Origin of the sequence: Rhodococcus sp. WS3, from assembly GCF_003797085.1 — a bacterium.
GTDB classification, from domain to species: Bacteria; Actinomycetota; Actinomycetes; order Mycobacteriales; family Mycobacteriaceae; genus Rhodococcus_F; species Rhodococcus_F globerula.
The window spans coordinates 194,989-216,171 of record NZ_RKMA01000005.1 but is presented as its reverse complement, the minus strand read 5'-3'; the positions used below and the strand labels follow the sequence as shown (position 1 = coordinate 216,171).

16 protein-coding genes and 3 pseudogenes are annotated in these 21,183 nt (G+C 61.2%); 4 read left to right on the top strand and 15 right to left on the bottom strand.

Features of this window, described 5'->3' with window-relative positions:
• Nucleotide 1: 1 nt before the first annotated feature.
• From EEB13_RS30485 to EEB13_RS30430, 12 genes and pseudogenes are all read right to left on the bottom strand, one after another.
• A complete protein-coding gene (locus EEB13_RS30485) occupies nucleotides 2-1,921 on the bottom strand; it encodes a hypothetical protein (RefSeq protein WP_141486968.1) in 1,920 nt (639 codons plus the stop codon).
• Between the two features lie 28 nt (nucleotides 1,922-1,949).
• Entirely contained in the window at nucleotides 1,950-2,249 is a 300-nt protein-coding gene (locus EEB13_RS30480) for an mRNA interferase MazF3 (RefSeq protein ID WP_045063342.1), read from the bottom strand.
• Nucleotides 2,250-2,468 carry a YlcI/YnfO family protein gene (locus EEB13_RS30475; protein ID WP_084702366.1) on the bottom strand — a complete coding sequence of 73 codons (219 nt, stop codon included), beginning with the start codon at nucleotides 2,466-2,468 and terminating at the stop codon, nucleotides 2,250-2,252.
• A gap of 161 nt (nucleotides 2,469-2,629) precedes the next feature.
• Nucleotides 2,630-3,146, bottom strand: a pseudogene (locus tag EEB13_RS30470) (transposase); the annotation flags it as partial.
• 1,151 nt (nucleotides 3,147-4,297) lie between these two features.
• The gene (locus tag EEB13_RS30465; protein ID WP_141486967.1) at nucleotides 4,298-4,867 is read right to left on the bottom strand and encodes a hypothetical protein; all 570 of its coding nucleotides are present in this window, start codon (nucleotides 4,865-4,867) and stop codon (nucleotides 4,298-4,300) included.
• Between the two features lie 76 nt (nucleotides 4,868-4,943).
• Nucleotides 4,944-5,114 carry a hypothetical protein gene (locus EEB13_RS31735; protein WP_187328652.1) on the bottom strand — a complete coding sequence of 57 codons (171 nt, stop codon included), beginning with the start codon at nucleotides 5,112-5,114 and terminating at the stop codon, nucleotides 4,944-4,946.
• Nucleotides 5,115-5,188: 74 nt separating this feature from the next.
• A pseudogene (locus tag EEB13_RS30455) lies at nucleotides 5,189-7,101 on the bottom strand (AMP-binding protein).
• A gap of 232 nt (nucleotides 7,102-7,333) precedes the next feature.
• Entirely contained in the window at nucleotides 7,334-8,401 is a 1,068-nt protein-coding gene (locus tag EEB13_RS30450; RefSeq protein WP_141486966.1) for a maleylacetate reductase, read from the bottom strand.
• A gap of 629 nt (nucleotides 8,402-9,030) precedes the next feature.
• On the bottom strand, nucleotides 9,031-9,834 hold the full coding sequence (locus EEB13_RS30445; protein WP_045063352.1) for an alpha/beta fold hydrolase: 804 nt from the start codon (nucleotides 9,832-9,834) through the stop codon (nucleotides 9,031-9,033).
• Nucleotides 9,831-11,102 carry an LLM class flavin-dependent oxidoreductase gene (locus tag EEB13_RS30440; RefSeq protein WP_141486965.1) on the bottom strand — a complete coding sequence of 424 codons (1,272 nt, stop codon included), beginning with the start codon at nucleotides 11,100-11,102 and terminating at the stop codon, nucleotides 9,831-9,833. The genes EEB13_RS30445 and EEB13_RS30440 overlap by 4 nt, the downstream gene beginning before the upstream one ends.
• Nucleotides 11,103-11,396: 294 nt before the next feature.
• Nucleotides 11,397-12,518, bottom strand: coding sequence for a muconate cycloisomerase family protein (locus tag EEB13_RS30435; protein WP_141486964.1), 1,122 nt, complete (start codon nucleotides 12,516-12,518; stop codon nucleotides 11,397-11,399).
• Entirely contained in the window at nucleotides 12,515-13,348 is an 834-nt protein-coding gene (locus tag EEB13_RS30430) for a dioxygenase (protein ID WP_141486963.1), read from the bottom strand. Before EEB13_RS30430 ends, EEB13_RS30435 begins: the two co-directional genes overlap by 4 nt.
• 190 nt (nucleotides 13,349-13,538) lie before the next feature.
• On the opposite strand from EEB13_RS30430, the gene EEB13_RS30425 reads away from it, so the two are divergent.
• Together EEB13_RS30425 and EEB13_RS30420 are read left to right on the top strand one after the other, a co-directional pair.
• Nucleotides 13,539-14,354 carry an IclR family transcriptional regulator C-terminal domain-containing protein gene (locus EEB13_RS30425; RefSeq protein WP_045063359.1) on the top strand — a complete coding sequence of 272 codons (816 nt, stop codon included), beginning with the start codon at nucleotides 13,539-13,541 and terminating at the stop codon, nucleotides 14,352-14,354.
• On the top strand, nucleotides 14,351-15,382 hold the full coding sequence (locus EEB13_RS30420; RefSeq protein ID WP_045063361.1) for a cyclase family protein: 1,032 nt from the start codon (nucleotides 14,351-14,353) through the stop codon (nucleotides 15,380-15,382). Before EEB13_RS30425 ends, EEB13_RS30420 begins: the two co-directional genes overlap by 4 nt.
• Here EEB13_RS30420 and EEB13_RS30415 read toward each other — a convergent pair.
• Both EEB13_RS30415 and EEB13_RS30410 read right to left on the bottom strand, forming a co-directional pair.
• Nucleotides 15,301-15,804 (bottom strand): hypothetical protein, encoded by a 504-nt coding sequence (locus EEB13_RS30415; protein WP_410055793.1) that lies wholly within the window; start codon nucleotides 15,802-15,804, stop codon nucleotides 15,301-15,303. The genes EEB13_RS30420 and EEB13_RS30415 overlap by 82 nt on opposite strands.
• A 1,146-nt stretch (nucleotides 15,805-16,950) precedes the next feature.
• Nucleotides 16,951-17,499, bottom strand: a complete 549-nt coding sequence (locus EEB13_RS30410) for a flavin reductase family protein (RefSeq protein WP_052683262.1) — start codon at nucleotides 17,497-17,499, stop codon at nucleotides 16,951-16,953.
• Nucleotides 17,500-17,779: 280 nt separating this feature from the next.
• On the opposite strand from EEB13_RS30410, the gene EEB13_RS30405 reads away from it, so the two are divergent.
• A complete protein-coding gene (locus EEB13_RS30405; protein ID WP_141486962.1) occupies nucleotides 17,780-18,721 on the top strand; it encodes a LysR family transcriptional regulator in 942 nt (313 codons plus the stop codon).
• Between the two features lie 167 nt (nucleotides 18,722-18,888).
• Entirely contained in the window at nucleotides 18,889-19,335 is a 447-nt protein-coding gene (locus EEB13_RS30400) for a hypothetical protein (RefSeq protein ID WP_141486961.1), read from the top strand.
• A 345-nt stretch (nucleotides 19,336-19,680) separates the two neighbouring features.
• Here EEB13_RS30400 and EEB13_RS30395 read toward each other — a convergent pair.
• Nucleotides 19,681-20,918: pseudogene (locus tag EEB13_RS30395) on the bottom strand (IS110 family transposase).
• Nucleotides 20,919-21,183: the final 265 nt, after the last annotated feature.

The window sequence follows — 21,183 nt, the reverse complement described above, 5'->3', positions numbered from 1 at the left end:
GCTACTGCCCTTCGTCTGGTGTGAATGCGTCTTTGATGACGAGATTCATCTCGTGTGTGTCGTCCGCCTTGTTGAACGCGTCGATCAGCGTCTCGCTGAGGGTAGTACGTTTCTCCACGGACATTTTGCCCAGCGCATCACTGTCGTCGGCGATGTCCTCTCCCTCGCCGAGCAGGTAGACCCAGGAGTCGGTCACCGTTCGCACCGGCCACCGCCCACTCTCGCGTGCAATACGCATCGCGACCCGGCGGCCACGCCACCGGCAATGCGCAATGATCGACGCACGCCAGAGCGGCTGGTGGTGATGCTGCATCTGCTTGGCAGTCCACATGTCCGGGTTCACCATTCGCCCGATGTAGCCCTTGTAGCAGGCACCGAGGAACCGTTTCATGGCGATGTCGCCGGTGTCGACGGCGACTTTGCGGCCCTCACGAAGGATCTTCGCCCACTTGTCGAGAGCGCGGCCCTGCTCCGGGTAGACCCACGCTTCGGTGATGTCGAGATCGTCGAGTTCGGCGCCGATACCTCCGTCAGCGACGGGGGCTTGCAACCCGTCGAGGCTGACGGACGTCACCCACGTCTGCACCGGTTGATCGGCGAGCATATGCGGGTGTGGGAGGGGAAGTTTCGCGGGCAACGCGAGCGAGTTGCCGGCGGGCAGCGTGATGCGCCACAACCCGAACGGTGCACCTTTGGCACCCGATGCTGCTGCGCTGATGGCGTTCTCGCCGATCAGGTGACGGGGCTTTCCGTATCCGAAATCGAGCATGCCGGCAGATGCAAGGTACGCGGCCCGCTGGTCGATCGAGACCAGATGCGCGGCATCGGTGAGATCGTCGGAATCTGCGACGCGTGTCCATCCCACCTCGGGTTCGAGGTCGCCGCGGGGTTCACCGTTGAGCGGTGGGATGGGGCCGCCGGTGGTGACCGCGATTCCCTTGCCGCTGCGAGTGCGTTCGCGTTTGATCTTGTCCAGGACTGCGGCGCCGGTGCGAGCTGGAGTCGGGCCGGGCAGGACACCGAGGTAGCGGGCGCACCAGGAGAGGCGGCGCCCGAGTTCGCGGGCTGCCGGCAGGTCGTCGTCGGGGAGATATGTTCCCGCGGTGGGTGATCCGAGAATCCCCATGTCACCGACGCGGTTGTTCCAGCCGAAATCTTTGTTCCAGTATGTCCATACGTACGGTTCGATGAAAATGTCGACCATCGATGTGAACTTCCCGGTGGTCCGGGAAAGGTGGACGACGTGGCCGGGATCGCCCCGTAACTCCCACCCGGCGGTGAGCATCGGCGTCAACGTGGCGTGCAGGACGCCGGTGAGTTCCTCGGCGGCGCGGGTGCGGAGGATTTCCATGTCGTCGACGTCGTCTTCGTCGCCCGGATCGATGATCCAGCCGAGCATTTCGCATGCATCGATTCCGACGACCCACACCTGCGCAGGAGCGCCCAGCGGGGTGAGGGTGGCCCAGCGAATCAGCTTGTCGAGCTTTTCGATGGAATCGACCGGGCCGGTCAGCTTCTCACCCGACGGTGCGAACGCCCCGGCGGCGGTCACGATGACGGCGTGGCCGTCCGCTTCTACGCCGACGGAAGGCAGAGTCGCCGGGTCGACCGTAACGGCTTCAGTTGATTGGTGGGGTGCCTCCGATTGGTCCACGGGCCCGACGTCCGGCAACATCGGCTCATCACCCCGGTCGACATCGATCACACTCCCGGCGGATGGGTCCTCCTCGACAGCGGGCGCGTCCTCCTCGGTAAGGGGTGTCTCGTAAGCGGAAGGCGTCGCGTTTCCGGAACCTAAACGTGCCGCATCGTCATCCAGCTCGAAAAGCGTAGGCTCCGAATCATTTTCGGACTCATCCACGGCGGAATCCGATGAAGTATCGAGATCGAACAGCGGAATTTGTCCCCAGTTCTTCACCACCGCGATGTCCTCCCGAGCGTTGTGGTCCTCATTCGAGATCGAAGGCGGATCGTAGCGCCTGCGACAACAACTTCTCCTGCGACAGAAACAGGAATCCACGATTCGGGCCGAGGTCGGCCGCCGAAATCGTGATTACCGAATCGCAATCAACTACCGATCCATCCCCAACGCCGTTGCGCTCACCAACAGCGACCTCCGTCGACAACCCACGCCCTACCGGATGGATCGGAGCCACGGTGACAACATCGAGATGCGGCCGAACCAATTCCCTGGTCAGGACCAATACCGACTCCACACCATCGAGAGATACGTCATGAATCGGCCGCACTCAAATTTTCTTTCCATGCGCGGCAACAACATTCACATCACGAGCATCACTGTCTCGCGACAAAATCTCGACATCACGCGCGGCAAGCTGGCGGCGTCGCTCCTTTTCCAACGCACGCACTACCACTTGAGCGCGGCTTTTCGCTCGCCCCTCACTGACTTCTCCGTCGAGAAATTCGACGATGTCATCGGGTAGGCGTACCGCGATCTGCGTGCTCATACCAATGAAAATACCATTTCGGGATCCACATCGGTACACGCACGCTTCGATCACCCCGTTATCTTCTAGAAGGTCCTTGAAATGAGGGCTGCGGTCGCCAGACCTGGTATGACGTCTTGCCCCTGTCATCAATGATCCGGGGGGTGTCCCTATTGTTTTCGTCAAGCGGCAGTCACGGCGGGTGATCGATAGGGTTCGTGGTTCTTGAGCATGGCGTAGAGAACATCGCAGCGGCGTCTGGCGAGGCAGATGGGGGCGGCGTTGTGCTTTTTTCCTTCGGCTCGTTTTCGGTCGTAGTAGGTGCGACTGGCGGTGTCGTGCAACGCGGCGAACGCCGAGAGGAACAGGGCGCGTTTGAGTTTGCGATTACCTGATCGGGCGGGGTGTTCCCCGCGGATCGAAGTCCCCGAGCGGTGGGTCACGGGTGCGATCCCGGCGTAGGCGGCGAGGTGAGCGGCTGAGGCGAATGCTGAACCGTCACCGACCTCGAGCAAGATTCGTGCGCCGGCCGAAGACCCCGATGCCCGGCATGGAGGTCAGGACCCGGGAAAGAGGGTGGTCATCGAGCATCCTCTCCACGTCCTCGCTGATTGATTTGCGTTGCTGAAGAATGATTTTCAATGAATCGGCCAATTTCGGTAATACAATCTCGGCAGCTGTCGTTCCCGGAACGATGAGTGCTGCGAAAGACGCTTCCGACTTCAGTCGATCGGTGTTTCCACCGGCGGTGATCAATAGTTGTGCGTCGGTGACGGTTCCAATGCCCTTCGTCTGCGACAGCCCCGGGTTGATCTGAAGCACCAACTGCTCGAGATCGGTCGGAAGGACTGAGGAACCAGACGCACGGACTTCTACATCGATGTTCGGGATAGACAAATACATTGAGTGCGAACGTATTTACTGCCGTGTGCGCAGCACATGACGTCGGTTCCCGTGCTGAAGGCGTTGAACAACTTATTATCTCCGCGAACGGCGGGATCCAACCGGACTCGCAACTCGCAAGCCAGGAGTCATTTCCAGGACATCGAGAGGTTTTCGTTCACGCGCTGTGTCAGTGATCTCGGATAACAGCCGACTGCGTCTGACAACTCGTGCCGGACTGCTCGGTAAACGACTGCTCGGTAAACGACTGCTCGCGACGCCAGACCATTCTTTGCAGTTCTGTTGCAGCGGAACTGGACAACGTGGCAACGAGTAGGTGGTATCTGCTCTCCGAGCAGAGAATCTCACTTTCGGGTATGGCTCACGGTGTGGATTCTCCAGGCAGAGAGATTGTCGGTAGGACGTCCGGCTGGCCCTTTATCAAACGATTCGAGCAATCACTTTTTTGAGCACAAGCGTCGCGGTTGGTGATGAGCCGCTCGATTGCGAGTGCATCTCCAGGTCCATTCGATCGACGAGTTGGCGAAGAACATGCAACTCGAAGGAATATGGATCTGGCTGGTTCTGCGAACCCATTCTCGTTGCAAGTATCACCCGTAGTACCCCGGTCCGTAGCGTGCACTGACACTTCAGTGCACCGTCCGGCGCCGCGTGGCTGAGTAAGAAGATCGCGGCTGTATCGATTGCCAGTACGAGGTCCGCCGTGGTGTCGGCATCGAGGGCTTGATCACGGGAGATCTTCGTGATGAGCGCGCGAAGCGCTGATGCCTGGAATGGTGCTGTGTGAGTGGGGATTTCGAGCTCTGTAAGGAAGATCTTTTCCTCACCCCCCTGGTGGTGAAGAATCGCGGGGAAGCGGTCGTGATTGCCTTTTCCCTCGAGACGAGGTGACGGTTGCGCGTCTGGTACCGAATGCTCCTGTTGTCCTGGCTCTTTGGGATTCACGGTCAACTCCGGTTCGGGGTGTATGTCGCGTTCGCAGCGGATTCTCTAGGGCGGCGCCGGCGATCCGTTGCTCGTTCTGTCTGGCGTCTGGGCGCCGAGATCCCGCTGAACTTCTCGGTCCCGCCCGATTGGTGCTTGATTCTGCGCTGCGCTGCGGATCGTGATTGTGGAGATGTGCGCGTCGAGGGTGTCTTCGATGCGGGGGGGGGGGTGAGGTTTACGTCGTCGCGGAGAATGGTGGAAACTTGGACGGCGCCGGTGAATCCTGCGCAGAGGTTCCATACGAGTCGTCGATCGGCGCCGTTGTTGCTGATGTCGCCAGCCGCAACAGCGCAGTTGATGACGTCGCCGGTGGCATCTACCCACTGCATGTAGGTATGGTGTGCGCCGTCGATGGATGGTTCGAGGCTGAGCTTCATTCCGGCTCGCAGGTTCGTATTCGATTCGAGGTGGTGTGCGAGTCCGCCGAATGCTGTTGTGAGTTGTTGTGTGAGGGGTTCGCCGGTTGCGGCGGCGTCGGAGAATGCCTTGTGTACGACGGCTGACCAGTCGTTGACAAGCTGCTGTGCCATCGCTTCTTTCGACGCGAAGTGGAAGTATATTACGCCTTGGTTGTTTCGGCATCGGCAGCCACCTCGTTGATGCTGGTCAATGAGTAGCCTGCGCGTCGGCTGCGGCTGCGGCTGCGGCTGCGGCTGCGGCTGCGGCTGCGGCTGCGGCTGCGGCTGCGGCTGCGGCTGCGAGGATTTTGGCTCTGGTTCGCACTGCTCCGGGTTGACTCGTGGTCGAATGCGTGTGTCGGTCGATATGCTCGGCCATTACTTTGGGTCCTTAAAATAGTTTCTTGTGCCCATGTTGCTGCATTGCCGGGGCCTCGGTTGTTGCCGTGGTGATCAGATGCCGGTGGGATCGGGGTCGAGGTTCGCCCGCAAGGGGAAGTTGGCCCGGAGCACCGCTTCGATAGAGACGAGAGGGCCGACGTCATCGATGGTGGATGGGATGACGGTAGCGCCGCCCTCAGCGATGGTCCGCATCGTCTTCCGAAGGATCTTTCCGGACCGGGTTTTCGGTAGTGCCTCAACGATGGTCAATCATGAAGTGCAGCGATGGCCCCGACTTGTTGACGGACAAGCGTGGCGAGCTCGTGCCGGAGCGTGCTGCTGTCGATCCACGAGCCGGATTTGAGGACGATGTAGGTGCTGGGATGTTGTCCTTTGAGTTCGTCAGGTACACCGATGACGGTATTCTCGGCGATCGCGGGATGGGAGGCGATGACCGCTTCAAGTCGTCCGATGGACAATCTATGCCCAGCCATATTGATGACGTCATCAGTTCTCCCAAGAACGAAGAGGTAGCCGTCGTCGTCGACATAACCGGAATCACCGGTGTCGTAGAAACCGTCGAACGCCATCAAGTAGGAACTCGTGAATCGGTGTGAATCATTCCACAGTCCGGTCAGAGTTCCCGGTGGCAGCGGCAGCTTCAGTGCGATCGTCCCTTCCTGGCCGGATTCGGTGAGAGCACGACCGTCGTCGTCGAGGATCGCGAGCCTGAACCCGGGGACGGGAACGCTGGGTGATCCAGGTTTAGTAGGCATGAGTTCGAACCCACGCAAATTCGCACAGACCGGCCATCCGGTCTCGGTCTGCCACCAATGGTCGACGACGGGTACGTTCAGGGTGTCGCCACCCCAAGCATAAGTCGCTGGGTCGAGGCGCTCCCCGGCGGTAAAAAGGGTGCGAAGTGATGTGGTGTCATAGTCCGCGAGAAGAGTAGCGTCCGGGTCGACCTTCCGGATCGCTCGCAGCGCCGTCGGGGCGGTGAACAACGTGTCGACCCGGTGATCAGCGATGACCCGCCAGAGCGCCCCTGCATCGGGCGTTCCGACGGGCTTTCCTTCGAAGAGGACAGTGGTAGCACCAACCAGAAGCGGTGCGTAAACGATGTAGGAGTGGCCCACTACCCAAACAACATCGGAGGCGGACCACATGGTCTGTCCAGGCCCTATGTCGTAGATATGTCGCATCGACCAGGCCGGCGCAACGGCGTGTCCGCCGTTGTCCCGGACGACACCTTTCGGACGCCCCGACGTTCCCGAGGTGTAGAGGAGGTAGAGATGGTCGGTGGCCGAGACTGTGGTCGGCGCAACGGGTTCCGCAGCCGCAACAACGTCCCAGTCCAACCAGTTCGGATCCGGCACGGCCGACACCCCGCACGGTGTTTGACGACAACCGTGCGGGGTGGATGAACAGCATCGGCAATTGCTCGACGGACCAGGGTGAGATAGTCGATCGAACGCGTCGGTTCCAGGCCACCGCTGGCGGTCAGCAGCGCTGTGGGTTTGGCGTCGTCGATGCGTGCGGTGAGTTCGGCGGCAGCGAACCCACCGAAGACCACCGAATGGATGACGCCGATCCGAGCGCACGCGAGCATCGCGACGACAGCCTCCGGGATCATCGGCATATAGATGACCACCCGGTCCCCGGGGCGCACTCCTCGCTCGGACAGCCCTCCCGCGAATCGGCTCACCTGGTCGAGTAGCTGCTGGTAGCTGTAGCGGCGGACCTCGCCGGTCACGGCCGAGTCGTAAACTAGGGCCGTGCTGTCGCCACGGCCGGCATGGACGTGCCGATCGAGCGCGTTGAAGCAGGTGTTCAGTCGGCCGTCGGGGAACCATCGGTACGTCGGCGCCTCCGTCGCGTCGAGCGCAGTCGATGGCGGTTGCGGCGGCCAGCCAGAATCGCTCGGGGTCCTCGATGCTGAGCCGGTAGCAGTCATGGTAGGTGGTCGGGGTGGGTTCGCTCACGCGTGTCTTCCTTTTGATATGAGTAGGCCATCGAGTGCACACCCACAAAGGTGCTCGTCCACCGTTTCGCTGGGCGAATTGAGATCGGCTCGTGGACCGTTCGCGCCGGCGGTCGCCTGGGCTACGACGAAGGTGAGCGGTGCGACAACTACGATCGACTTCAGAGCGGCGAACGCATCGAACACCAGTCGAGCGATCCCCGCCGACTCGGTCGCCGTCTGTCGGATACACATCAGTTTCCACCCGGGGTTTCACCGGAATGGGCTGCGCGCAGCAGTGCCTCGAGGTCAGCGGATGTGACCGGGCGGGGGTTCGAGGCAGGTACGACGGGCAGGATCAATGAGACGGCCTCGGGGATGGCCGACTCGTCGAACCCGTAGTCCTTCAGGGCCCGGGGGGCGTCCAGTACATTTCGCAGACCGTTGAGTCCGGCGCTGGCGGTGCCGGTGCCGAACGCGGCGGCAATCCGGCGTTCGGCTTCGGGCGACATTGGCACGTTGAAGGCAAGCACGTAGGGCAGGACGGTGGCGTGGATCTGGGCGTGGGGCAGGTCGTAGGCACCGCCGAGGACGTGGCAGATCTTGTGGTGCAAACCGGATCCGGCGGAGCCGAAGGCGACGGCCGAGAGGTAGGCGCCGTACAGGGTCTGCTCACGCCCGGTCACATCGTGCGGGTCGGTCTTGATCGCGGGTAACCCTTCGGCGAGGGACCGGATTGCCTCGGAGGCCAGGGCCCGGTTGATCGGGTCGGCGCGCGGCGCCCACATCGAGTCGATGCAGTGAGCCATGGCGTTGAGCCCGGACGCGATTGACAGTTCTACTGGAAGCGACAGGGTCAGCTGGGCGTCATAGACCACGGTTGCAGGCAATACCGTGTCGTCGACGCCGGTGGTTTTGCGTGCCGTTTCGGTCAGCCCCCATACGTTGGTGGCCTCGGAACCGGCGTAGGTGGTGGGTACCGCGACGATCGGCAGTCCGGTGGTCAGGGCCACCGCCTTCGCCATTCCGATCGTTGACCCACCACCGATGCATACCAGCAGGTCTATCGCGTTCTGTACTGCCGCTGTCCGCGCTTTCTCGGCCTTAGCGACGGGGACGTGTGGGGCCAGATCGTCGTGGAATAGGGCGACGTCGATGTTTCGGGCCACATCGGGGGCGACCGAGTGTTCGGATCGGGAGGCGATGACCATCACCCGGTCGGCGCCGAGACGGTCGACTTCTGTCGCGAGATTCTCGGCGGCGTGTCCGGAGCTGAACATCACACGTTGACCTAGGGTGACGTGATCGAAAACCAGGCTCATGCGGGGTATGCCTCCAAAGCAGTTGTTACAAAGCCGATTTCGTTTGGGAGTTGGCGGGTGAGGGTCGTCCGCTCCTGAAGGGGTGCAATGCTCTCAGTCGTTCGACTGTTGGTTGTCGTGGAGTTGCGATGTTTGGCCGCGCGGTAGTGGACCGGCTGGCGGCGGGTTGTCGCTGAACTCGACGTTGGTGATCTGGCGAGGTGTTGGCCGGCCTCGAAGACGTGGTCCTGCTCGCATAGCACCGTGGTGGCGGCATTCTTGATGGTGGGGACGTCGTGGCGGTACTCCCACTCACCGAAGGCGAAAACGGGGCGCCGTCGAGTTTTGCGAAGCCAAGTTGATTCGACGAGGACATTGATGCCGAACCGTTCGCAGTCACAAAGTTTGGCGAAAACGGGGGATCCTGAGCAGACGAAGAACGCCAGCAGTGGAAGGTCGAGGGGGACTAGGTTGGTGATCTGATGGTCATGCTGACCGGTTCCCGTCGCACAGGGCGATGACGACGGCGACGGGGGTGCGCACACAGCCATGGTCCGGGAACCGCAGGGCAGGATGGTTCGGTGCTGGGGGCATGGGTTGGTCGCCTGGCGACGGGGAATCGGGAAAGAGTGCGAGTACCTTCTCTGCGATCAGAGAAGGAATTTGTCGACGGTCTCGATAGTCTCGTCAAGTTTTTCGACTTGGGGGATGTGGCCGCAGTCGTCGATAATCGTGACGGTGCTGTCGGTGACGAGCTTGTGGAAGTGCTCGGCATAGTCCACCGAAACGAGTTTGTCGTTGCGCCCCCAGACGATCAACGTGGGTGCGGAGAGTCGGTGCAGGCGATGCCACAGCCCGCGGTCCGGGATCGGCCAGACGAACTTGCCGGTGCACCCGAACGCCCACACTATCGCCGCTGCACCAGCCTGCTGCTGTGCGATGTCGTCGGACGGGGCAAGCATCGCTTGGGCGGCGGAACTTGACGGGTCGTGAAAGAGCAGCGCTGGCAGCTGGTTGGGAGGAGTCGCCACCCAGTTCGCGGTCGGGTTGGCCTCGTTCCACAGGCCGATCGGATCGAGCAGGATCAGCTTTTCAGGCAGTGCAGGGAACGCCGAGGCGATCTCGGCGGCGAGCATGCCGCCGAAGGACTGCCCAACCACGACCGGGTGCTCAAGTCCAAGCTTTCGGATAAGTTCCTCGTAGACGAGAACCATGTCGCCCAGGGCGTCGATGGCGTGAATGGCGTATGGGTTCCCTTCGCTGGTGCCGGGAAACTCGGGGGCGTAGACGGTGTAGCGCGACGCCAGGTGGGTCAGGAACGGATCCCAGGTCAGGCCGCCGGCTGGGTGCAGATACAGCAGCGGCGCGCCGGCCCCGGCCACCTTGACTGTGATACTCAGCCGGCCGCCCCAGACGTCGAGGGTCTGCTCGGTGATGGTGGGGTTGGTGATCATCGGACGTTCACTCCTGCGGTGGTCTTGGCGGTGGTCTCGTAGGCGATCGGGTTGCCACCGAGGCGGCTCGGCCACCAGTGGTGTTCGTGGTCGGTGTCAGTCCATAGGCTGCGCAGCCGTGGCAGTACCTCCTCGGCGAACAGCTGGATGTTCTTCATCACCAGGTGCCTGGGCAGCGAGCCGAAGCCGAGCATGGCGTGCAGGTTGCCGATGCCGTATTCACGGCAGAAGTCGAGCAGCTGTTCGGCGACGGTGTCAGGACTACCGACCACAACCACGCCTGCGTCGACAAGTTCGCGGAAGGTAACGTTGCGCATCTTGTGGTAAAGGCCGAAGTCACCAGGATCCTTGATCAGGGCTTTGACGCCGTTTATGTCGATGGCGCCGGGTAGGCCGAGCTTCTCGATTGGGATCGAGCCCAAGCCCTTACGGAAGGCGTACTCGAGGTGCGGACCGTATTCGACCTCGGCGCGGGCGTCCGTCTCGGACACCGCGATGGTCTGCAGGAATCCGACACGGTATGGGTTGCGGGCGACACCCGCTTCATCGGCCTGCTCCCACATGCGGTCGAAGATCCGTTTCCCGGTCAGTTTGGCACCGAACCAGCTCAGGTAGTTGAAACCGAAGCCGCGATCGAAGCACATCCGCATGGTTCGGGGGTTGCCGATGCCGGTGATCCACACCGGCACCTTCTCCTGCAAGGGCCGCGGCCACATGTTCACCATCGGGTACTGCGAGTACCGACCGTTCCAGGCGAATGGTTCCTGCTCGCGCCAGGACCGCAGAACTAGCTCGAGGTTCTCGTCGAAGCGGGGACGGACCTCGATCGGCGGGACGCCGTTGTTGATGTTGGCGTCGTAGCTCAGGCCTACCGTCAGGCCGGCGACCAGGCGGCCACCGCTCATCACGTCGATCATCGCGTACTCTTCGGCCGCCCGAAGCGGCTCGCGTGCCTTGCCGAGGGAACGACCCATCGGGTAGACGGCGACCTCAAGGCCTTCGGCCTCGGTCATGTAGGCCAGTGCGCTCGCGATCAGGTCCGGATTGGGTACCATGTCGTAGCTGCTCTGGCCATGCTCGGTGATGGCCACGCCGTCGTAGCCGCTGCGGGCACCGAGCATCAGCTCGTCCATAAAATCACGATACGACGAGTACATGCCGTCACGGCCAACGAGCGAGTACGGAATGCTGCACACCGACTCGTACTTGGTTTCGAAGTCGTCGGGAAGGTACCGGTACGGCGCCTGCAGGAACAAATTGATTTTCATATGTTCTCCTTCTGAACGTGCGGTGAGGGAAACCGCGACCGGCGGCACGGGCTCTGAAGAGAGGCCGAACACTTTCAATGCCGGTTGTGATGCACCTCTCTGATCGAGGATAGAATTCGAGTTTCTAGATGTCTAACACCAGTTTGTTGAGCTATTGAGACCTTGATGATCTGAATACAAGCGTGCAACTGGGCGATTTCGTGACACGCCGACACATCTTCGTGTCGCTGCCTCCGCCCTGGTAGTCCGAGGTCGGTCGGTCCGGTCGTGGAGGGAAAGGCTTCTACGACGCCATCAGGCGCGGGCGTACCGGGCTACCTTTTGTTCGTCGAGTTCGACACCGAGTCCTGGACCAGAGGGGAGGTGCAGGAGTCCGTTCTTGAACACCACGGGATCGACCACGATGTCGTCGGAGAGCAGCATGGGCCCGAACAGTTCGGTTCCAGCTGTGAGCGACGGCATCGCGCAGAAGACGTGCAGAGATGCTGCTGTGCCGATGGAGGATTCGATCGTGGTTCCGCCGTAGCAGGGGACACCGAACGAGTCGGCGACCGCACCGACGGTGAGCGTATTGCTGATGCCTCCACTCTTGGCGAGTTTGACGGCGAGAACGTCGGCACCGCCGGTGGTGCACAGGTGTGCCGCATCATGCGCGGTACGCAGGCTCTCGTCAGCCATGACGGGGATAGTGAGCAGGTCCGCGAGGCGCGCCATCGATCGCACGTCCCACCGCGGTACGGGTTGTTCGATCAACCCGACACCTGCCGCGGCGAGTTCGGGCAGATACCGCTCTGCCGTAAGAACATCCCACGAACCGTTCAGATCGACTGCGAGGTCCGCGTCGCCGACCAAGGCTTGCGCTACCGAGGTGACCCGTGCGACGTCGTCGGCGGGACGATCCGACCCCATCTTGAGCTTGAACGATCGATGCTCTCCAGCGTCTAGTTTCTTTCGAGCCTCCTCGATGACCACATCCGCGGTTTCGGCTCCTAGTGCCCAGGTCACCGGTAGCCGGTCTCGATGAAATCCGCCGAGCAACTGGTAAACCGGCAAGTCGTAGCTTTTTCCACACACGTCCCACAGCGCCATTTCGACCGCAGATTTCGCGAACTCGGCACCGGAGACCATGTGGTCCAGCGTGCGAGCGAGGTGCGAGACCCGACTCACGTCCTTCCCGACGAGAAACGGAGCGAGGTAACGGTCGATCAGTATCTTCATTCCTTCGATCGACTCACCGCCCCACCACGGTCCGCCGGGGACGACGCCCTCACCGATCCCCATGATCCCGTCGGTGGTGGTGACTCGAACCAGCAGCAGACTCTGCGAATTGATGGTCAGAATCGAGAACTTGTGTGGTCGGCGCAGGGGGACATCGAGGATGGCGGTCTCGATCGAGGAAATGATCATCGCGCTCATCGATTTTCGAGCGGGGCGTTATGTGTCCGCGCGAGCACGAAGTCGTAGCGTGCGTCCGTGTACGGATGATCGAGGCCCTGTTCGGAGATCAGCGCGGTGTCGTCGACTTCGCGCAGTTCGATGACAAGGCCATCGCGCACGGCGCCGGCGACATCGTTGTCAAGATACGCCCCGCCCTGGAAGTACAGCTGACTGGTCATGTCCTCGAAGTCATTGTGGCGCAACTTGATGTGAAGGTGAGCCGGACGGAAGAAGTGGCGCCCGAGGGCACGGAGCACGGTCCCGGTGGGCCCGTCCTTGGGGATCTCGTAGGGCGGTGGGAGAATCGTCAGAACTCGGAACGTGCCATCGGCCTCGGACACAAAACGTCCACGCAAGTTGTAGTCGGGAATGTTCGGGTGAATGTTCGAGTACAGCCCATCGGCGTCGGCGTGCCAGAGATCGAGTTCGACACCGCCCAGAGGCTGGCCATCGGTATCAGTCACCGTGCCCCGAAAGAGTAGTGGCTGGCCTTTTTCGTCGTCGCGCTGTGGCATCACGTTCAACGGCCCATCCAGGATTGGCGCGCCGGGAAGGTAAAACGGCCCTTCGATTGCCTCAGGGCTGCCGTCGCGGCCGAGATTACCGACGTCGGTGGCCTCGGCCTCGAAGAAGACGTCGAATAGCAAGGATTCCTCGCCGGCCTTGATCGACTCGATGATCAGATCGGTCGCGGCACGGTAGTCGGAGTGCGTGATCTGGTGTTTGCGGACGAATTCGAGCAGGACCTGCTCAAGATCTTCGACAACCGTGTGAATACGGCCGTCGACGGCCACGTCGGGGTGAGTCATGGCGAATTCCTTCCGGAGGGGTCAAAGAGTGCCGGCGGACTGCCCGGACTTCGGGCGAGGAGGGTCCCTACCGCCGGTGTAGCTGACGACAAAATTCGTCGTCCGCAATCCGTACGGTTGAACCGTATTGCGGACACTGATACGTTAGGTCCGTCACAGTGTCCGAGTCAAGAGGTGAGGAAGACTGCACATGAGCGCATCAGAGGATTTTGATCGTCGCGACTATATCCAGTCGATCGAGCGGGCCATCAGCGTGATCACCGCGTTCTCGCATGCCGGCCCTTTTCTCTCACTGAACAATCTCGTCGCGGCAACGGGCCTCACCAAGCAGACCGTTCGGCGGATCCTCATGACCCTCGAGCGCCTCGGCTTCGCCCGATCGGCGGAATACCAGTGGGCGCTGACCCCTCGCGTGCTCAGCCTGGGGTACGCGTATCTATCCTCGGTGAACCTCCCCGCGGCGGCGCAACCGGTTATGGAAGCACTGACTGACCGGATCGGAGAAGGTACTTCGCTAGCGACTCTGGACATCACCGACGTGGTCTATATCAATCGCGTTCAACGGCAGCGCATCACCAGCATCAACCTGGCGGTGGGAACCCGACTGCCCGCGCACGCGACGTCGATGGGGCACGTTCTCCTGGCGGGCCTGTCGACGAAGGAACTCGACGAGTACTTCGAACTCGCCACCCTGCATGCCCTCACCGACCACACGTTGACCACACGCGGAGAGTTGACCGCCCGGGTCGATCTAGTCCGTGCCCGCGGATGGGACGCCGTCGATCAGGAACTCGAACTGGGTCGCCGCTCCGCTGCCGCGCCTGTCCACGATGCCGAGGGACGCGTGGTCGCCGCGCTCTCGCTGTCCTGTAGTACGGCGTCGAGATCCTTCGACGGACTTGTCGCCGAGCTCGTTCCAACACTGGTCAAGGCGGCACAACGGATCAGCGCCGCCCTCGGAGACGGTAACTACGCCCACCGAAACCTACGGGAGACAACCCAATGACCCATCCCACCGACAACACTGGCGTGCCCACCATCGACTATCCCACCTACCGTGAGCTCCAGGCCCGGACCGACGCTCCCCCCGGGTCGTCGTGGAACCTGTTCGGCCCACACGATCAGCTCGGCACCCTCAACTTCCTCCAACTGGCCGACCTGACGCGCTCCGCCGACTCCGTCCGCGCAGGTCAGGCCTTTTCCCTCGATCTGCGCTCGGACACGATCTGGCCGTCCCTGGCACCGACCAGACAGCCGCTCGACCACCACATCTTCCAACGCACCCCGTTCCACCGGGACGAATGGCTGGACCACTTCTACACGCAATACGGCTCCCAGATCGACGGGCTACGCCACATCGCCCACCCCGATTACGGCTTCTACAACGGCGCCGACAGCGCCGCGTTCACCCCCGGAACGGAGTCCCTGAGTATCCACCATCTGGCCCAACTGCCCATCGCCGGCCGCGCAATTCTCATCGACATCGACCGCTACATTCGCAGCCAGGGAACGCCACTCGATCACCGTGCCGGCGAACCCGTCGCGCTCGCGACGATCACCGCCGCCCTCGATGCCCAGGGCACTCCGGTGCACCCCGGCGATATCCTCCTACTGCGGTTCGGTTGGCTCGACTTCTACCGCAACCACAGTGAACGCGAATGGCGAGAAAACCTGGTCCACAAGCAGTTCCACACTGGCGTGCTTCAGAGTGAAGACGTCATGGAGTGGCTGTGGGACAACCGTATCGCCATGGTCGCCGCCGACAACTTCGCCTTCGAATGCTGGCCCGCGCAGCCAGGCACCCCGTTCCTGTCCGACGCCGAGCGTCGCGGCGAGACCAGTGATCCCCACGCCGGCATCATGCACCGCGCCCTCATCGGGCTGCTGGGCATGCCCATCGGGGAACTGTGGGACCTCGATGCCCTGGCAGAGGCTTGCGCCAACGACCGCCGTCATGACTGCTTGATCACCGTCTCCCCGATGCCGCTCGTCGGCGGAGTGGGATCGCCAGCCAACGCCACTGCCCTACGCTGACTCACTGCCGACATGTGGGGTGTCGACAACGGAGCAGTCCGCGGGGCCGCGCAGTGCCGCAACACTTTTATGGACTCCACGGCGTAGGAGTTGGTCGGTGAGATACCCGAACCAACGCTCAACCTGGTTGATCCACGACGATCTGGTCGGCGTGAAATGGATATGGAACCGTGTATGTTCGCCAACCAGTCCCGGACGGCGACAGTTTTGTGAGTCGCGAGGTTGTCACAGATGAGGTGTATGTCAAGTTCGGTCGAGACCGTTTGGTCGATGGCGACCAGGAACTTCTTGAACTCGACAGCCCGATGGCGACGATGAAGCGCGGAAATCACTGTCTCGTCAACGATGTCGAAGGCTGCGAACACGCTGGTGACACCGGATCGGACGTAATCGTGGCTGCGCCGTTCGGGCTTGCCGGGCATCATCGGGAGGACTGTTTGCGAGCGATCGAGAGCTTACATCTGACTCTTCTCGTCTACACAGCACCACCGCATACGCGGTCGGATTATGGTACAGGCCAACAACATCGACGACTTTGTCGACGAACTGCGGATCTGTGGACAGTTTGAATCCGTCCGTCAGCGGTTGCACGCCAAGATGATTCGAGCCCGAACTGCCGCCCGGTACGGTTCCAGAGACCACGCGAGCAACTGATTTCTCTTGCTATCGGTCAACACAAGCTCCGGCTCGGAATGCTCTACACCGGCTATCTGTAGATCGAAACAACTTATACGATGAATTTCAGGCGCAGGACACTAGCGCGATCGACATCCGGGTTTGCGGCTAACCCTCAACCGAGCTCGACTCCCCTTTTCTCGATCCGGTATAAACTCCAATACGCGATATCAGACGCTAGGTCGCAGCATAAGAACTGTTAGATCTTCGATAGTTCCAGAACTCGACCTACGGTATTCTCGCATTGATCAACGTTCGTAATATACGATTCATGCTACTTGCGTTTAACCTATTCTGGCCCACTGAGTAACCTCATAAGAAAATGTTACGTTGACGCAAACGCAACTATGGGTTTGGAAGTAGAAGTCACTCTTAGGTCGCGAATTTGTGGGGGTCTCGATCGAGCGCGCCCATCGCGGACAGCCCATAGATACGCTCGGGACCCACGACACCGTCGCGAAGACGGGCAAGCTGGATTCTCGCATCAGCCTGGAGTCGGAAAGCGTACTGCATGATATCGATCGCGAAGGCCTCTGCAATGTTTCCGGAGCTGGCCCTCCAAGTGGCTCCCAGAGCAGCGCAAAGTCGAGAATGTCACTTTCGCAATTGCTTTGCCACATTTTCTCTGACACCTAAGCTGATACCCTGAAACCACATTTACGGTTTTCAACATCTGTCGGATGGCGGGCATTTTAGTGCGCGTGAATAGAATTGGGGCGGTTTGCAAACTTGGTTAGGAAGCTTTCGCTCCCGGACGATTCGGGCATACGCTCGCTAAACTGCATATTTCTTCTTGGACGCTGTTCATTGAGGAATGGCATAAACACTTGATGAACCGGACCCGCGTCGTGCGTGTTTCTCTGCCGCTGCAACGAGGGGACCGCTGGGGATCCTTAGAGATCGCGGTTGTGTAGTTGCGAGGTCTGCCCGCGGTAGTAGAGCAGGGGGCGGTTGTCGCTGAACTCGATGTCGGTGACTCGGCCCAGCATCCCGAGGTGGTCGCCAGCTTCGAAGACACTCTCCCGCTCACACAGCACCGTAGCTACCGCGTTCGCGATGCGGGGTACCCCCTCATGGTGTTTCCACTCGCCGAGCTCGAATTTTCCACCGTCTCGGCGGGCGAATCCGTGGCAGATCTCCGCCTGATCCTCGGCGAGGACGTTGATGCAGAACTGTTCGCACCGGCGCAGTTGGGCGAACGTCGAGGATCCGGAGAATACGAAGAACGCCACGAGCGGCGGATCGAGCGACACCGAGGTCAGCGACCCGATGGTCATGCCGACCGGTTCGCCATCAAGTGATGCGGTCACGACCGCGACCGAGGTGGGCACGCGGCTCATGGCTCGACGGATGGTGGCCGGATCGACGCGAGGGTGGAAGGTACTCGGGGAGGTTTCCCCAGTCGTCTGAGGGTGCTCCGGAGTCCAGAGTGCGGTGGTCATAGGTCTCTCCTTATCGGGCAGGCACGGGGTAGCTGAGAGGCAAGTCATGGTGGCGGGCGGTGTCGCTCCGCAGTATCACGGAAATGACAGAATGGTGTCGTATTGTGCCGTCACGTGTTCTCTCGGATGGTTGAGTGATACCGCTGTTGGTCCTTGACGAACCGTTGGCCCTTGCTGTGATTCAGCTCTCTATGTCGAGAGTAGGAACCGAATATCTAGATGTCCAACACTAATTTGTTGGTTGATTGAGATCTTAATAGTCTGAATATAGGATGGGAATGTGGAACTACGGCATATGAAGTACTTCGTGACCGTCGTCGATGAAGGCAGCTTCACTCGGGCAGCTGAGCGGCTTTCGGTCGCCCAATCACCGGTCTCGCACCAGGTCCGCAAACTCGAGCGCGAGCTCGGAGTGACGTTGCTCGAGCGCACCACGCGCTCGATCGCTCTGACCGAAGCCGGCCGCGTGTTCTACAACCGCTGCGTAAGCCTGCTAGCCGCCGCCGAGGACGCGGTGGAGTCCGCCAGGAAGGCCGACCGCGGTGAGATCGGCTCGTTGTCGCTGGGATTCATCGGCTCGGCCACCTATGAGCTTATGCCGAATCTTGTCCGTGCCTACCGCGAGCGCAGTCCCTATGTGGAACTCACCCTTCGTAGCGAGATGCTCTCTCCGGCACAAGTCGACGCTCTGCTCGACGGAACCTTGTCCGTCGGTCTGTTGCGCCCGCCGGTCAAGGCTCCGGAGATCGTCGTCGAACTTCTGCGCAACGAACCGCTGATGGCTGTCGTTCCCGTCCAACACCGCTTGGCCACCTATACCGCGATCGATCTCGACGATCTCGCCGGCGAAAACTTCATCGGCTACCGGGCGCCGTCCACCATGTATGACACCCTCATCAACACGTGTGCTCAGGCGGGATTCATGCCTATCATCAGACAACACGTCGGCGAGACTGCCACTCTGGTTGCCATGGTCGCTGCCGGCCTCGGCGTTTCGCTGGCTCCCGAATCAATCCGGCATCTGCGCATGAACGGCGTTACTTACCGGCCCCTGCGCTCACCGGAAACAGCCGTACCCCTCGCCCTGGCCTACCACAAGGACGCCGTCGGGCCACTAACTCGCCGCTACCTCGACATCGCTCGAACCGTTCTCCGCAGCAAGAAACTCATCAATGTCACACAGGTGGGTCAGGAAACGGGTGCATACGTCGACTCCATCTGAGCCTTGCATATCGCGAACCGCGACATGTCGCCGTCTTCTGTGGTTCGCTTGTCCAGCTGGAACTTTCGGAGTTCCTCGCCGAGCGTGGCCGCAACGTGCCGATGCTCGAAGAAGGTCAGTAACTCAGCGTACAGATGGCATGCCTCACCGTTGTACGGCCGTTCATCATGAGAAGGAAGGGGGCGCGACCATCCGCCCTGGACGATTCGTTCGAGTCCGTTCGCGGACAAAGATATTCGAGAACTGCGACAGAAAACGTTCCATTCGAAAGCCACCTCGCGAAGCGGTTCCGCACTGCTCAATCACTGCATCCTGACGCGACTGCGCGTTCGGAGGACAAGGGCGCGTACCGCGTCGTCTCGGTTCGTGTCAACGCCTCCGGGGTCCGCAGCACCTACGCCATCGAGGTGCAGGCCGCTGTCGGATTCGAGTTCACGGACGAGACTTTCACCGTGATGGTCGACGCTCCGGAGGGCTTCGATCAGGCTGTGCGTCGCGCAGTCCGGAAGTCCGTTACGCGTGCGGGTGAGTGGAATTCTGACAACCCTGATGCGACTTGGGTTCTGGTCAACGTCGCAACACCGATGGATTCTGTGACTCTAGTAGCGCCGTGAACAGCAGCGCCGTGAACAGCTCTGTCGGACAATGGTCTTTGAGGACCGGCTGTTGAGTTCGTTTTCCACGGCCAGCAGATGTTCCGGCGAATGGATGGTGAGGTCCGTCCCCTTCGGAGAATTAGTCACGCAACAGTGGACCACTCCAACAGCCCGTTGGAGTTCCTTACGGTGGAAGGGCGCGGATCGGAGACGTCGTAGGTTCTCGACCGGCCCGGAGACGTCGGGTATGGCTCGTTAGTGTTTGCCGCCGTTAGGACGGCTCAACGAGATTGGCCGCCCGGCGTCTCGCAACGGCTTGACCACTGATACGAAAATCGGGGTGAGGCGCGCTGGTAACTCGGGTCACATGGTGGTGATCGGATCAAGTGTGACCTGGTAGCCGAGGTGGTTGAGTTGGCCGATCAGACGCCGGGTGGCCCGGGTTTTCCCGGTTCGTTCAAGGAAGTAGTTCCCGCCGAGATCTCGGTAGAGGGTGTCATGGGTAAACATGTGCCAGACGGCGACAAGGATCGAATGCTGCAGTGCGACGAGTGCACGTTTGCGCCCACGCCGCGCCATCACCCGTCGGTAGCGCGCACCGAGGTAGCTGTCTTTACCTCGATATGCGGCGATTGATGCCTGTCCCAGAACACCTTTGAGCCAAGGATCACCCGGCCTCGTCGTCCCGGAGGAGTTTTGCCCGCAGACTCGTTGTTGCCCGGACACACACCCGCCCAGGATGCGAGATGCCCGGCGGTGGGGAACTGTGTGATGTCGGCCCCGATCTCGGCGAGGATCGACTCGGCGGCGTGTTCGCTGACGCCGGGGACCGTGGCCAACAGTTCGATCTTGCGGCGATACGGTTCCACGAGTTCGTCGATGCGGGCGTCGACACGTGACTGCAATTTCGGTGACGGAGTCGATGCGGTCGAGCATGGCGCGAGCGAGGAAACCGTGATGGTCGGTGAACCGTCCCGTCGGGGCTTCGATCAGCGAAACTCGTTTGACCCGTAGATGCCCCAACGCCAACTCCGCCAGGACACCGGGTCGTGTTCACCCGCGATCAAAGCCTCGAGCATCGCACGGCCGGATTTTCCCATCACGTCGGAGACGACGGTGGTCAACTTGATACCGGCATCTTCGAGCAGATTGTGCAGACGCTGTATCTCGCGGGTGCGTTCACGCACGACTTCGGTGCAGTACCGAGTCAGGTCCCGTAGCTGCCGGATGGGTTGAGGGGGAACGAAGCTCGGTCGTACCAGCCCGTGCTCGACGAGTTTCGCGATCCACTCGGAGTCTTTGACGTCGGTCTTGCGCCCGGGGACGGTCTTCATGTGTCGGGCGTTGAGCAGCCAACACTCGACGTCGGATTCGAGCAGGTAGAAGATCGGCTTCCAGTACGCACCGGTCGCTTCCATGCCGACCACGCTCACGTGTTCCGATATCAGCCGATCCCGCATGGCCAGCAGATCTGCGGTCATCGACGAGAACGTTCGCACTTCACTGTGTCACTGTCGCCGCGGCCCTGGAACACGAACGCACACCTTCACGTCTGCTTTGCTGATGTCGATGCCTGCACATCGCTGATGCATCAGGTCCATAGCCGGTCACCTCTTCGTCCGTTCCTGATTCGGCAGGGTGTGGTCGCCTCGTCGGGGGTGGGCAAGCGAAAGAGTCTGATACTCGTGCTCGAAGCACCACTTCCGGGTGCCTGTCGGACATCCTCGCATCCTGCTGATTGCCGGGCTCGAACGCGCCAAGCGGTCTCGACGTCTGCCGAGGTGACCACACACTAGATTTTCCCGCCCTCCGGGTGGGGACGACAGCCCCCGGTGATGCTGATTGAGAGTCGCGATCCATCGCTTG

Coding starts and splice junctions, on each gene's coding strand:
- EEB13_RS30400 (WP_141486961.1), top strand. CDS start 18,889: ATGAGAAGGAAGGGGGCGCGACCATCCGCCCTGGACGATTCGTTCGAG.
- EEB13_RS30415 (WP_410055793.1), bottom strand. CDS start 15,804: ATGCCCGGCAAGCCCGAACGGCGCAGCCACGATTACGTCCGATCCGGT.
- EEB13_RS30430 (WP_141486963.1), bottom strand. CDS start 13,348: ATGACTCACCCCGACGTGGCCGTCGACGGCCGTATTCACACGGTTGTC.
- EEB13_RS30475 (WP_084702366.1), bottom strand. CDS start 2,468: ATGAGCACGCAGATCGCGGTACGCCTACCCGATGACATCGTCGAATTT.
- EEB13_RS31735 (WP_187328652.1), bottom strand. CDS start 5,114: ATGGCCGAGCATATCGACCGACACACGCATTCGACCACGAGTCAACCC.
- EEB13_RS30440 (WP_141486965.1), bottom strand. CDS start 11,102: ATGAAAATCAATTTGTTCCTGCAGGCGCCGTACCGGTACCTTCCCGAC.
- EEB13_RS30420 (WP_045063361.1), top strand. CDS start 14,351: ATGACCCATCCCACCGACAACACTGGCGTGCCCACCATCGACTATCCC.
- EEB13_RS30425 (WP_045063359.1), top strand. CDS start 13,539: ATGAGCGCATCAGAGGATTTTGATCGTCGCGACTATATCCAGTCGATC.
- EEB13_RS30435 (WP_141486964.1), bottom strand. CDS start 12,518: ATGAGCGCGATGATCATTTCCTCGATCGAGACCGCCATCCTCGATGTC.
- EEB13_RS30450 (WP_141486966.1), bottom strand. CDS start 8,401: ATGAGCCTGGTTTTCGATCACGTCACCCTAGGTCAACGTGTGATGTTC.
- EEB13_RS30410 (WP_052683262.1), bottom strand. CDS start 17,499: ATGACCACCGCACTCTGGACTCCGGAGCACCCTCAGACGACTGGGGAA.
- EEB13_RS30465 (WP_141486967.1), bottom strand. CDS start 4,867: ATGGCACAGCAGCTTGTCAACGACTGGTCAGCCGTCGTACACAAGGCA.
- EEB13_RS30445 (WP_045063352.1), bottom strand. CDS start 9,834: ATGATCACCAACCCCACCATCACCGAGCAGACCCTCGACGTCTGGGGC.